The sequence below is a fragment of the Prosthecobacter fluviatilis genome (genome assembly GCF_055388355.1).
Map to the genome: position 1 here is coordinate 1,577,007 of NZ_AP043782.1, position 12,731 is coordinate 1,589,737.

The following is a 12,731-nucleotide window of genomic DNA, read 5'->3' on the forward strand; positions in this document are numbered from 1 at the left end:
CCCCTGAAAGGTCGCGGGCACTGAGGCGGTTCTTGGTTGCAGCCCAACCGAGCACCATGACCACCCGCCGCTCCTTCCTCGCCACCACCGCCCTGTCTGCCGCGACACATGCTTTTGCGGCACCAAAAGACAGCGACATCAGGATCGCCCTCATCGGCTGCGGCGGGCGCGGCACGGGAGCGTGCAATCAGGCGCTGAGCGCGGGCTCCACCATCAAACTGGTGGCTGTGGTCGATCCTCTGGAGGGCAAGGCGCAGGCGGCTCTGGACATCCTCAAGGCCAAGCATGAAGGACAGGTGGATGTGCCGCCGGACCAGGTCTTCACAAATTTTGAGGACTACACCAAGGCCTTCGCTCTGGCAGATGTGGTGCTCATCACCACGCCGCCCGGACCGCGGCCTTTTCTCTTTGAACAGGCAGTGAAGGCCGGGAAGCATGTGTTCATGGAAAAACCCGTGGCCGTGGATGCCTCTGGCGTGCGCCGCGTGCTGGCAGCTTCCGAGGAGGCGAAGAAAAAGAAGCTCAATGTGTGCGTGGGCTTTCAGCGCCGCTACCAGCCGGGCTACATCGACATGATCGACCGCATCCACACCGGCGAGATCGGCGACCTCGTCTTTGGCCGTGTGTACTGGAACGGTACCTCCCGCCCTGGCTTCCCCCGCCTGCCAGAAGAGAGCGAGCTGCACTACCAGATCCGGAACTGGTACTTTTTCACCTGGATGAGCGGAGACCACATCCTGGAGCAGCATTGCCACAACCTCGACGTGGCCAATTGGGTGATGAAAGGCGTCATGCCCATCCGGGCTGTGGGCCAGGGAGGCAGGCAGGTGCGCCGCGCACGGGAAAATGGCACCATCTTTGACCATCACACGGTGGAGTTTGAATACGAGAGCGGCATGCGCATTCTGAGCCAGTGCTGCCAGATCGGCGGCAAATGCGCGCGCGATGTCAGCGAGCACTTCCATGGCACCAAAGGCGCGGCGGATCTGGCCAACGGCGGCAAGTTTCTCATCAACGGTCAGCCGCCCGGGGGCAAGCGCACGCGCAACAAGGAGGACCCCTACCAGCTGGAGCACGATGCGCTGTTTGAAAACATCCGCACCGGCAAGGTGCGCAACGACGCAGACTACGCCGCGCACAGCACCCTCATGGGCGTGATGGGTCGCATGGCCACCTACACGGGGCAGATCATCACCTGGGAGCAGGCGCAGAACTCGCAGGAAAACCTCGTGCCAGACAACATCACCTGGGCCACCGAGCCGCCGGTCAAACCGGATTCCGAAGGGTGGTATCCCGTGGCCATTCCTGGCACGACGATGCCGATGTGAGACTGTCGTTCATCGCAATGGTCCCAGCCCATGCGCGGCGCGGGCCTGCAGGCATTTCTCATCTCCTGCCTCCACGCTGCGGCAGGGCGTCGTGCGCTGCTCATAAATGCGGCAGGAGACACATGAGCCCACAGTGCCCTCCAGATTCACGCAGCGCACGGGGTTCTGCTCCGTGCCGAGAAAACACACCCGCCACGGGCTCACCTGCACCAGCATGCTTTCATCCAGCCCACGCTGCACCGCCTCCTGCCAGTAGAACGAAACGCGATACTGTGCGCAGCACGCTCCGCAGCTCTGACACTGAGAATGGGGGGAAGGGAGTGGCGGAGAGAAGGCCATGCGCGAAAAAAAAAGGCGAAGACTCAGAGCTTTTGCGCGATGACAAACACATGCAGTTCCGGGTGCTGATCATATTCCAGGTGGCGCAGCATGCACCCAGACGCAGCGAGTGTTTCCAGCATCTGGGGAATGCCGGGCGTGCTGTAGTGCATGGGCGGCCCCATGCTGGAGTCCTGCTTCTCCGCCGGAGCGTCCAACCCGCCGAGCGTGAAGATGAAGATGCCGCCGGGGGCGAGCGCACCGCACAGCCGGCCCATCACTCCCGCGTTTTGTGCCAGCGGCAGGTGCCAGATGCTGTCCCACGCGGTGATGAAGTCATACGCCCCCTCCGGGCACCACTGGCACACATCTGCATGATGAAAGACCACGCCAGGGTGCCGCTGGCGCGCCAGCTCGATCATGCGTGCGGAAATGTCCAGCCCCTCCACCTTGTAGCCGTGCTGCGAGAGCAGACAGATGAAGCGCCCATGACAACCGCAGCCCACATCCAGCGCCCGTCCGCCCTGCTGCGTGCTGAACTTCAGCGCATGCTCATGCTGACGCATGCCATTGGTTTCCAGATGCGGCTCAAGCCACTGGTGGGCGATCTCATCGTAACTTCGGGCGACTTCTGCAGGCTGCATAAGAGGCGGAGAATCAAGTCGGCAAGACCATCTGGCAAGCAGGACCCTAAGTCCGGCGGCGCCTTAAATCATGTCTACAGCGCTTTCCCGTCTTGTGCCGCGGCTGGCGTTTTGAGTAAAACCTCAAAGCTCGTGAAATGTGGCTCCGCTCCGGTGCGTCACTCATGCGCTCAACCGGTCTCAGTCCTCCTCCCGTCATGTCTTCCACCTCTCCCCAATGGCACTCCACCGTCACCCGCTACCAGTGGCTGGTTCTTCTCGTCGCCTCGCTCGGCTGGGTGTTTGATGCGTTTGAAGGGCAGATCTACAATCTCACGCGTGCGGACATGCTGCCCGACCTGCTGCATGTGAAGGCGGATGATCCACTGGTAAAGGTGTGGGGAGAGCGCTTTCTGGGCATTTTCCTCCTGGGAGGCACCTTTGGCGGGCTGCTCTTCAGCTCGCTCGCGGACAAGTGGGGGCGCAATCCGGTCATGGCGCTCACCATTCTCTTTTACTCGCTCTTCTCCGGAGTCACCGCCTTTGCCAGCGAGATCTGGCAGGTGGGTGCGCTGCGCTTTCTCGTAGCTATGGGCGTGGGCGGCGAGTGGGCGGTGGGTGCGGCGCTGGTGGCGGAGGTCTTTCCCAAAGAAGCACGCGAGCGCGCCGGCGGCATCTTCCACGCCACGAGCGTTGCAGGACTCTGGCTGGCGGCAGCAGCGGGGCTGTATGTGGGCGCGCAGTGGCGCACGGCCTACCTGCTGGGCGTGGTGCCCGCGCTGCTGGTGCTCTGGGTGCGCATGAGCATCAAGGAACCCGAGACGTGGAAAGAGGCACGTGCCACCAAAGCGAAACGCATGGGCAGCTTCAGCGAGCTCCTCGGCACGCCGCGCTGGCGCAGTCGCGCGATCTTCGGTGCGCTGCTGGCCATGGTGGGGCTGGCCACCTTCTGGGGCGTGGTGGTGGCCGGGCAGGACATCGCGGCTGACTTTCTCAAAAAAACCGGAGACACCGACTGGGCAAGCAAATCCAAGATCGCCTTCGGCTTCATCCAGACCGCAGGCGCAGGCGCAGGCATGCTGGCCTTTGGCCCGCTGAGCGCACGCTGGGGCTGCAAGAAGACCTTTGTGGTGCTGCATCTGGCCGCGCTGGTCATGACGCCCGCCATCTGCTGGCTGCCCTCCTATGCGGGGAGCTACACACTACTTCTTGTGCTGCTGCCCGTCTTTGGCTTCTGCGCGCAGGGCATCCACGCAGGCTACGCGGCTTTTTTTCCAGCGCTGTTTCCTACGCACCTGCGCGCCACAGGCTCGGGCTTCTGCTTCAATACAGGCCGCCTGCTCGCCGCACCGGTGCTCATCTGGCTCAGCGCCTGGATGAAGTCCACCCTGGACCTGCGCGTGGCCATCACAAGCCTTGGCGGCTTTTTCCTGCTCGGGCTCATCTTTCTGGCCTGCCTGCCGGAGACGCATGGCGAAGACCTGCCGGAGTAAGCGCAGCTATGGAGTTCCCGTCCAGCTCGGAGATACCGCATGAAATGTCGGCAGCAGCACTCAGTCCCTCTGGAGTCTTTCGCACCGCAGATCACCCGTGGCAGCATCCTGGGTCACCAGCGTGGCATGCAGAGGACCGTCCATGTTTTGGCCCACATTGATAACAGTGGTCTTTCCAATACGGTCCCGCCATACACCGCGACGAATCGGGGTGGTGTGATCGTGGCCGCAGACCACCAGCTCGGGCTGATGCTCTTCGAGGGCGTCCCACCACCACTCATGGCCTTCGACCAGTGAGCCCGCTAGCGAGAGCTGCGTGCCTGTGGGTGGTTCATGCATCACCCAGAGCTGGCGTGCAAGGTCGCCATGGACGGCCAAAAGTGGGTTCAGCCATGCAGAGTAATGCTTCCCGCCGAGCATCGCCCCCTCGCTAAAGGCCTCCTCCATCCCCATGGCGCAGGGAAAGCCCACCACGCCTGCCGTTCCAATCATGGCAAAGCTGCCGTTCAGGCGGATCGGAGTTGAGCCATGCAGGGACTTCCACGCATCGCGGAACTCAATCCAGTTTTCATCTTCATGATTTCCACGCACAAAGAAAAGAGGCGGTGCCAGCTCCTGCAGCTCCACCGAGCAAAGCGTGGGTGTCAGCTGCCGCGTGCTTCCATAGGGCTGCATGCCCGTGCCGTGCAGAAAATCGCCCCCCAGAATGACCGCGTCCGGTTTGACCTCGGCGGCAAGCTTCACCAACGCCGCGTAAAGCACGGCGCGCTGATGGAGATCTGTGGCGATGAGAATTCGGGCGGACATGTTTTTGTGCGGCGGCCTGCCGTTGGTTCGGATGCGCATGTCCTGCATGCAAGGACGAGAATGTTCAGCCTTGTCCCCTCACCTCGCCTCCACCGGCTCCCACTCGATCGTTCCCAGAGCTTGAATCGCCGCCATAAAATCAGCATCCTTAGCATCATCGGCAGAGAGGGTGATCGTCCCCAAAACATCGGGCACAGGGGCCACAAAGCCGGAGGCGCTGACCCTGGCAGCGCCTGTGGCCACCGGCTTGTCTCCCTGCTCGGCATGGGTGTACACGGTCAGACACCCCACGCCCTGCTTGAGCTTGATCTCCTGCAAAGCCACCGCCTGCTCCACCGGTTCGCCTTTGGCGGGCCGGGGGGCGGTCCTGGCGGTCAGCTCGATGTCTGCCTGCGTCTTGTAGCGCATGGCACAGTTGAAAAAGGTCATCTTCCAGGTCTTGCCGGGGTCTGTGGTGGAAAAAAACGAAAGCTCATGCTGCTCCGCGGTTCCGATGCCCATGTTGACACAGTGGTTTCCAGCGCGCCATGACACGGGAACATTCATTCGCAACCTGCCCATGCCGCCCAGCAAAAACTCCTGGCTGCCGCCTTTGTATCTGGCAAACGTGCAATACATCAGTGACTCCGCCAGCTCCTTCAGCATCTGGGTTTCTTCGTCAGTTGCCGAGATGACCGAGGCATGCAGATGGGCCCATTTTCCCAGGATTTCGAAACAGCAGCTGATGTTTGCCCGGGTCGATGCCTCCCCCTGGCTTTCGTCTTTGGTCACATAAGCCACGCATTCACAGTAGGGCGTGCTCCATTGCTTCACGCTGTCTTTTTGGATCATCCCCCCCTCGCCTGCAAGCTTCCAAAAATGATCACGGCAGGCTTTGCTGTCACCGCCGCTGCCGGCCGGCTTTCCTACAAAAGCGGAGACATTGAACCTTCCTGCATTGCCCTGGAAGACCTGCCCGTCAGCATTGTACTGCTGGCTTTCCACGGCAAGCACCGGGCCCTTGAACTTGATCTGCCACCCCTCGCCCACGACGGGTATGATCAAGGTCTCGGCACGCAGCACGGCGCTGCCGAGCAGGATGACCAGCAGCGCTGTGACAACGAACCTCATTGCCTTTGGAAAGATCTGGAGCGCAATGCTCACACCAGCGCGGGAGCAAAGCCGTCCTTCTGCTTCTTCTTCGGCTTGCCAGCACGCACCAGTTCCACATCCGCCGCCACGACTTTGTATTCGGGGCACATCGTATCCCCATCGCAGCCCTGGCCGGTGACATTGTTCACCATGGCGTCGGGGAAATGGAAGGTGGTGTAGAGGATGCCGGGCTTGACCTCATCCGTCACGCGGGCCTCCAGCTCCACCTCGCCACGGGCGCTGAAGAGGCGCACGATGTCGCCGCTGCGGATGCCTTTGCGCTGCGCGTCTGCGGGATTGAGAGAGAGGAAGTCCTGCCCCACGATCTCGCTATTGCCGGTGCGGCGGGTCATGGTGCCGCAGTTGTAATGCTCCAGGATGCGGCCGGTAGTAAGGATGAAGGGAAACTCGCCGCGGTGGGTTTCCAGTTCGGTGGACTCTTTCCAGGAGAAGAAATGGAAGTGCCCTTTGCCACGTGTGAACTGCTCCTGGTGCATGATCTGCGTGTCCACGCCGCCTTCCTTCACCGGCCACTGCAGGCCGTTTTCGCCCAGATTTTCCCAGGTGATGCCTTTGAAGAAGGGCACGATCTGCGCCACCTCCGCCAGCACGCCGTCCGGGGTGTAGTCTGGCTGGGCCACGCCAAAGCGCTGCAGCACCTCGCAGAGGATCTGGCCGTCGGGCTTGGTGCCCGGCAAAGGCTTCACCGTGGCATTCACACGCTGCACACGACGCTCGGCATTGGTGAAGGTGCCGCTCTTTTCCAGGAAGGAGGAGGCGGGGAGAATGACGTCCGCGTATTTGGCGGTCTCCGTCATGAAGATCTCCTGGACCACGAGGAACTCCAGGCTCTCCATGGCATGGCGCACGTGGTGGGCGTCGGGGTCGGTCTGCACCACGTCCTCGCCCATGAGCCAGAGGGCCTTCAGCTTGCCCTCGATGGCGGCGTCAAACATCTGCGGGATCTTCCAGCCGGGCTCGGTGGGCGTGGGCACGCCGTAGAAGTCGGCGTAGCGCTGCTGCACCTGCGGATCGGCCATTTCGTAGTAGCCTGCGCCCTGGTGCGGCTGGCAGCCCATGTCTGCGGCGCCCTGCACGTTGTTCTGACCGCGCAACGGGTTCACACCCACACCGGGGCGTCCGATGTTGCCGGTCATCATCGCCAGATTGGAGATGAGCATGACGGTCTTGGCTCCCTGCTGATGCTCGGTCACGCCCAGGCCATGGAAGCTCATCGCGGCCTCTGCGGAGGCGTACTCGATGGCCGCAGCGCGAACGAGATCAATGCTGACGCCGGTGATCTTTTCCAGCTCGGCGAGATCCAGCGCACGCAGTCCGGCCTCAAACTCCTCCCAGTTTTCGCAGCGCTTTTTGATGAAGTCGGTCTTCACCAGCCCCGCATCGAGGATGCAGCGGGCAAACATGTTGAGCAGCGCCACGTTGGTGCCAGGGCGGAGCTGCAGGTGGTGCTTGGCATAGGGCACCAGCTCGATCTTGCGCGGATCGATGACGATGAGCGGCGTGCCCTTCATGATATGCTGCTTCAGGCGTGCGCCCGTGACCGGGTGGCCTTCCGTCGGATTGGCACCGATGACGAGGACACAGCGGGTGTGCTCGATGTCCTCGTACGAATTCGTCGCGGCACCCGTGCCAAAGCTCTTCTGCATGCCCCAGGCGGTGGGTGAGTGGCAGACGCGGGCGCAGCAGTCGATGTTGTTGGTGCCCATCACATTGCGGATGAACTTCTGCATGAGGTAGTTTTCCTCATTGGTGCAGCGTGCGGAGGAGATGCCCGCCACCGACTGGCCGCCGTGATTCGCCTTGATGCGGGTCAGGTTTGTGAAGATGTGATCGTAGGCCTCCTGCCAGGTGGCTTCCTTGAACTGGCCGTCCGGCTGCTTGATCAGCGGGGTGCGCAGACGGTCCTTGTGGTTGTAGAACTTGAAGGCAAAGCGGCCCTTGAGGCAGGTGTGCGCGTGGTTCACCTCGGCGTCCACCGGGGCCTGGATGCTGAGCACCTGGTCGCCCTTGGTGGCCACGTTCAGATTGCAGCCCACGCCGCAATAGGTGCAGATGGTTCGCGTCTTCTTCGTGGCCTCGATGGACTTGGAGAAAAACACGTCGCTGATAGCCGAGGTGGGGCAGGCCTGGGAGCAGGCGCCGCAGGAGACGCACTCGGAGTCAGCAAAGGATTGGTCCAGCCCCTTGATGATCTTGGCATTGAAGCCGCGGCCGTGCATGGAGAGCACGTGCTGGCCCTGGATCTCATCACAGGCGCGTACGCAGCGGGCGCAGTTGATGCACTTGGAGAGCTCCGACGTCATGTAGGCGTGGGAGAGGTCCTTCTTGCGGTCCAGATGGTTGGCACCGGCCGGATAGCGCACCTTGCGGATGCCCACCTTGGCCGCCACGGTTTGCAGCTCGCAGTTGCCGCTGACTTCGCAGGTCAGGCAGTCCAGCGGGTGGTCGGTGAGCACCAGCTCGACGATGTTCTTGCGCAGCTTCCGCACCTTCTGCGATTCGGTAAAGACATGCATGCCCGCCGTCAGCGGCGTGTGGCAGGAGGCCACCACGCGGCGTGGGCCGTCGGCCTGCAGCGCTACTTCCACGGAGCACACGCGGCACGCCCCATAGGGGTCGAGCTGCGGCGCATCGCACAGCGTAGGCACATGCCCGCGCCCGCGATGGCGGTCGATGAAATTGAGCAGCGTGTCGCCTTCATTGAAGGTGTAGGCATCGCCGTCGATGAAAGCGGTGAGGGTGGAGAGATCCTTGACCATAAAGTGCGCGCGTTAAGGAGGATTTTGTCTAGTCTTGGAAATAGGATTTCAGTTCCTCCCCAAAATGCTGCAGGGCATTTTTGATGGGGAGCGGGACGCCGCCGCCGAGGGCGCAGAGGCTGGTCTGCTCCATCGTATCGAGGAGGTCGGTGATGAGTTCGCGGTCGATTTTGAAGCTGCTGTCGGTGCGGGCTTTGGCGATGAGCTCCTTGCCACGCGTGCTGCCGAGGCGGCAGGGGAAGCATTTGCCGCAGCTCTCGTCTGCCGTGAACTGGAAGAGGTGCTGGATGTACTCGATCATCGGCATCGACTCCGGGATGCTGACGATGCCGGCGTGGCCTTTCATGAAGCCTCCGTATTTGAAGGATTCAAAATCCATCGTGAGCTTGCCCACATGGCTCATCGGCACGATGCCGCCCAGCGGGCCGCCGATCTGGAGGGCCTTGACCTTGGTTTTGAAACCGCCGGCGAGGTCGATGATCGTCTGCAGGGGCGTGCCCATGGCGACTTCGTAGATGCCGGGCTTCACAAAGTAGGAGTCGAGCGAGACCAGCTTCGGCCCGGTGGACTGCGGGGTGCCGATCTTGGCGTAGCCTTTGCCGCCCAGGGTGAGGATGGCGCGGATGTTCGCCAGCGTCTCCACGTTGTTGACGATTGTTGGCTTGCGGAAGAGGCCCTCGATGGTGGGGAAAGGCGGGCGTGTGCGCACCTCGGGGCGCTGGCCTTCGATGCTGGCCAGCAGCGCAGTCTCCTCACCGCAGATGTAGGCACCCGCGCCCTTGATGGTCTTGAGCATGAAGTTGAAGCCGGTGCCGAGGATGTCCTTCCCCAGCAGCCCCGCCGAACGCAGGTCTTCGATGGCTTCGTTCACGATGGTGATCGAGTCCGGATACTCTGCACGAATGTAGAGGATGCCCGTCTCTGCCCCGGCGTACCAGCCCGCCACCATCATGCCCAGCAGCACGCTGTGCGGCTGCTTTTCCATGAGGTATTTGTCGATGTAGGCACCGGGGTCGCCCTCGTCGGCATTGCAGACGATGTACTTCACCGGGCCTGCTGCGGCTCGGCAGCTGGCCCACTTGAAGTGCATGGGGAAGCCCGCACCACCACGGCCGCGCAGTCCGCTGTCCTTGAGCTCGGCGCCCAGCGCATCGCGATCTCCAGTGAGGATGAGCTTTTTAAACGGCTCGTAGTAGGCCTCGATGCCCGGAAACTCAGCGGTGAGAATGGCAGGCTGCAGGTGGGAGACGACGGCGTAGCGGTCCTCGGAGTCACCCTTCCCTGTCTTCACCAGATCAGCCACGGCAGCATCGCTCTGGCCGGAGTAGTTTTTGCCTTGGTACTGGAAGGCACCGCCCTCATGGCAGCGGCCCAGGCAGCAGATGTGGCCGATCTCGTCTTTCTTGAAATGAGACTCCAGCGTGTGGTGCAGCTTTTCCTGGGTCCCGGCGCAGAGGCAGGCGCTGCCGTTGCAAAGAAAGACCTTCTTGCCCTCGTTCTCCTTTTTCAGGAAGTCGTAGAAGCTGACTGCGCCCAGTGTGATGGCATCTCCAAAGAGGTGGTCCTGCCCCATCTGGTGCACGATGTCGTCCTTCTCAGCCGTGCCCGCCTTGTCGGCGGCATCGACCATGCGTTCAAAGACGTTTTTTTCGACACCTTTGCGGAAAGAGAGAGCGCTGAGATTTTTGGACATGCGGTTGGGTTGCCAAGAGTAACGATCAAAACCTGGGAATGCATGCTCAAAAATTGCGATTAAACCGCTTCCACGATGATCTTTTCGCCTCGGATTTCCCGCACGCGGACGGAGGTTCCGCTCTGGAGATAACCACCTTCCACCATGGCCTCGACCAGCCGCCCCCCGATGTCGATGGTGCCGTAGGGCCGCAGTGCGCTGCGGGCAGTGCCGGTATCCCCAGCTCTGGCACGGATGGCCGCCTGCATGGCGGGCGCGTCCTCCAGCGTACCACCTGCCGAAGCCTGCAGAATCAGGGTGCGAAACGGCCGCAAATCCGGCAGCCAGACGCACAGCAGAGTGATGAGGACCGCCGCCCCCGTGACTCCAAGCGCAAAACTGCGGAGACCCGCGGCATAGGCCCCCAAGTTGAAGCCGCCAGCGCTCCCCCCCTCAGGCACCACCACCTCCCAGCCGGACATGGCATAGACCAGCGCCACCATCACACAGACAAAACCCACCACGCCCGGCAAAATAGTCCCCGGCGCCGCCAGCAGCTCCACCCCGATCAAAACAACGCCCAGGATGAAGATAGCGGCCACCACCATTGTCTCCTGTCCGGCCAGGCTTCCAGCCACGTAGTGCCCGAAGAAAAACAGCGCAAATGCCGCCACAGAAACAAACCCCGGCAGCCCAAACCCCGGCGTCTGCATTTCAAGGTATCCGCCAGCAAGACCAATCAGGATCAGAATGGCCGCATAGCGCGTCACCCAGATGGCGATCCGCTCAAAGCCGGTGGGCTCTGCGGTGATGACCTCCCCTTTCAGAGATTCGCGCTGCTTGATCTCCTCGATCGACTTCACGATGCCCCTGGCCAGCAGCGGCTTGCCATCGATCAGCATCGTCGCCTGCGCGGAATCCAGCGTGACGATCTCCCCCTTGGGAATGATTACCTGGCCGTTGATGCTGAGCCCACGGTCCATGTCGATCATCCCTTCGATAATGCGCACATCGTGCCCCTTTTCGCGCACCACGGTGCGCGCCATGCCCATGAAGGCGGAGTTGTTCTTGGCCCGCTCGGCCTCGGCGAGGGGTGTGCCATCACCTGAGACAGGCGTCGAGGCTCCGATGGCGCTGGCGGGTGCCATGTAGATGGCGTCCGTGGCCATCGCGATCATCGCCCCCGCAGAAATCGCCCGCGTGTTGACAAAGGCAAAACTGCGTGCCTTGAGGCCCTGCAGGTCCTTCATCATCAGGCTGATCGTGTCCCAGGCCAGCCCTCCAGGCGTGTCGAGCTCAAAGATCACCGCCTCAGCACCGTCATGGTTGCAGCGGCCGAGCGTACGCTTCATGAACTCAAACCGGGCCGGAATGATGAGGTCGTCCTGCCCCACGGGAATGATGACCACCTTGCCTGCAAAACTTTGGCTGTGAGAGATGACTGAAGGCGCTGGGACCTCCGGCTTGGCTGCCACCGGGGAGGTCGGTTTCGCCTCCTCCGCCTTTTTCAGCCGCTGCTCGTACCACACCCCGTTCAAGACAAGCAGCTTGCCCTCAGGCATGGCGGCTTTGGCCAGGGCCTCCACGTTGGGGACGATCCCACGCGCCAGCAGCGGCTTGCCCTCGATGGGCTGTACGGCGGTGTCGGCATCCAGCAGCAGCAGTTCTCCTTTGTCCGCCAGCGTCGTGGCCCCCAGCACCAGCCCCTTGTCTCGATCCACAAAAGCATCAGCAATCTCAGGGCGATGCCCTTTGAGTTTGCACAGGCTGCGGGCCCCCGCCTTGAGCACGGCCAGAGACTCTGCCAGCAGCGTGTCCTGCGCCTTGGGAGAAAGCGCCTCATCCGCCGTCACCTTGGGCGGAGCCGCACCGATGCGGGAGCCGGGAGCCATCCAGATCTCATCACAGGCCAGCGCCAGCAGAGCCCCGCCCCCAATGGCGGAGGTGTTCACATAGGCCTTCGTTTTGACCTTCAACCGGGTGATCTCCTCGGCCAGAGACAGCGCAGCCTGTGCACGGCTCTGCGTCACATTGATGTCGAGGATCAGCCCCTCCGCCCCTTGTGCGATGGCTTCGTCCATCCACTGTCTCATTTCGCGCCAGCGCCGCAGATCCTCGATGTCTGAGTCGGTGACCCCGACACGGGCCATTTGACCGGTCAGTGGGGCGGCAAAGCCGGTGACTGAGAGCACACCCAGGCAGACAGGCAGAAGGAAACGTAGGAATTGCATGCCCAAGATTACGAGTGTGTCGTCTGTGCCGCAACCGGCACTGCGTCAGCCTTTTTTGCCAAACAGCAGCCGCCAGGCGTACATGAGAATCAGCGCACCTCCTACCGCAGTGGCGATACCCTTGATGCTGAATTCCCCGGCCACGCCCCAGCCTATGAGGTGGCCGACCTTGCCGCCGATGACGCTGCCAATGATGCCCAGCAGCACCGTGGTGATGGGGTTCATGCCCTGCCTGCCGGGCATGATGAGCTTTGCAAGAATGCCTGCAACCAATCCGAGCGCCGACCAGATAAGAAGTCCTTGGAGTGACATAATAGCGCCATCTTACGGAGTCCGGCCCCTTGCCGT

10 protein-coding genes are annotated in these 12,731 nt (G+C 62.1%); 2 read left to right on the forward strand and 8 right to left on the reverse strand.

All coding sequences use genetic code 11. The features are described 5' to 3' along the window. Positions 1-56: 56 nt before the first annotated feature. Positions 57-1,328 (forward strand): Gfo/Idh/MocA family protein, encoded by a 1,272-nt coding sequence (locus tag ACZ5WW_RS06125; RefSeq protein ID WP_377166699.1) that lies wholly within the window; start codon positions 57-59, stop codon positions 1,326-1,328. Between the two features lie 9 nt (positions 1,329-1,337). On the opposite strand, the gene ACZ5WW_RS06130 is transcribed toward ACZ5WW_RS06125, so the two are convergent. Further along, positions 1,338-1,667, reverse strand: coding sequence for a YkgJ family cysteine cluster protein (locus tag ACZ5WW_RS06130; RefSeq protein ID WP_377166697.1), 330 nt, complete (start codon positions 1,665-1,667; stop codon positions 1,338-1,340). Positions 1,668-1,690: 23 nt separating this feature from the next. Next, positions 1,691-2,290, reverse strand: coding sequence for a class I SAM-dependent methyltransferase (locus ACZ5WW_RS06135; protein WP_377166695.1), 600 nt, complete (start codon positions 2,288-2,290; stop codon positions 1,691-1,693). Positions 2,291-2,487: 197 nt separating this feature from the next. On the opposite strand from ACZ5WW_RS06135, the gene ACZ5WW_RS06140 reads away from it, so the two are divergent. Next, positions 2,488-3,762: an MFS transporter gene (locus ACZ5WW_RS06140; protein ID WP_377166693.1), complete on the forward strand. Its 1,275-nt coding sequence runs from the start codon at positions 2,488-2,490 to the stop codon at positions 3,760-3,762. Positions 3,763-3,822: 60 nt separating this feature from the next. Here the strand turns inward: ACZ5WW_RS06140 and ACZ5WW_RS06145 are convergent, their stop codons facing one another. Genes ACZ5WW_RS06145 through ACZ5WW_RS06170 form a run of 6 tightly spaced genes read right to left on the reverse strand, consistent with a single transcriptional unit; the run spans position 3,823 to position 12,695 of the window. Next, a complete protein-coding gene (locus tag ACZ5WW_RS06145) occupies positions 3,823-4,608 on the reverse strand; it encodes a metallophosphoesterase family protein (protein WP_377166691.1) in 786 nt (261 codons plus the stop codon). A gap of 39 nt (positions 4,609-4,647) precedes the next feature. Then, positions 4,648-5,679 carry a hypothetical protein gene (locus ACZ5WW_RS06150; protein ID WP_377166689.1) on the reverse strand — a complete coding sequence of 344 codons (1,032 nt, stop codon included), beginning with the start codon at positions 5,677-5,679 and terminating at the stop codon, positions 4,648-4,650. Positions 5,680-5,708: 29 nt separating this feature from the next. Beyond that, the gene (gene fdhF, locus ACZ5WW_RS06155; RefSeq protein WP_377166687.1) at positions 5,709-8,480 is read right to left on the reverse strand and encodes a formate dehydrogenase subunit alpha; all 2,772 of its coding nucleotides are present in this window, start codon (positions 8,478-8,480) and stop codon (positions 5,709-5,711) included. A 28-nt stretch (positions 8,481-8,508) separates the two neighbouring features. Then, positions 8,509-10,173: an NADH-ubiquinone oxidoreductase-F iron-sulfur binding region domain-containing protein gene (locus ACZ5WW_RS06160; RefSeq protein WP_377166685.1), complete on the reverse strand. Its 1,665-nt coding sequence runs from the start codon at positions 10,171-10,173 to the stop codon at positions 8,509-8,511. A 59-nt stretch (positions 10,174-10,232) separates the two neighbouring features. Further along, positions 10,233-12,383 carry an NfeD family protein gene (locus ACZ5WW_RS06165; RefSeq protein ID WP_377166683.1) on the reverse strand — a complete coding sequence of 717 codons (2,151 nt, stop codon included), beginning with the start codon at positions 12,381-12,383 and terminating at the stop codon, positions 10,233-10,235. A 45-nt stretch (positions 12,384-12,428) separates the two neighbouring features. Next, positions 12,429-12,695 carry a GlsB/YeaQ/YmgE family stress response membrane protein gene (locus tag ACZ5WW_RS06170; protein ID WP_377166681.1) on the reverse strand — a complete coding sequence of 89 codons (267 nt, stop codon included), beginning with the start codon at positions 12,693-12,695 and terminating at the stop codon, positions 12,429-12,431. Positions 12,696-12,731: the final 36 nt, after the last annotated feature.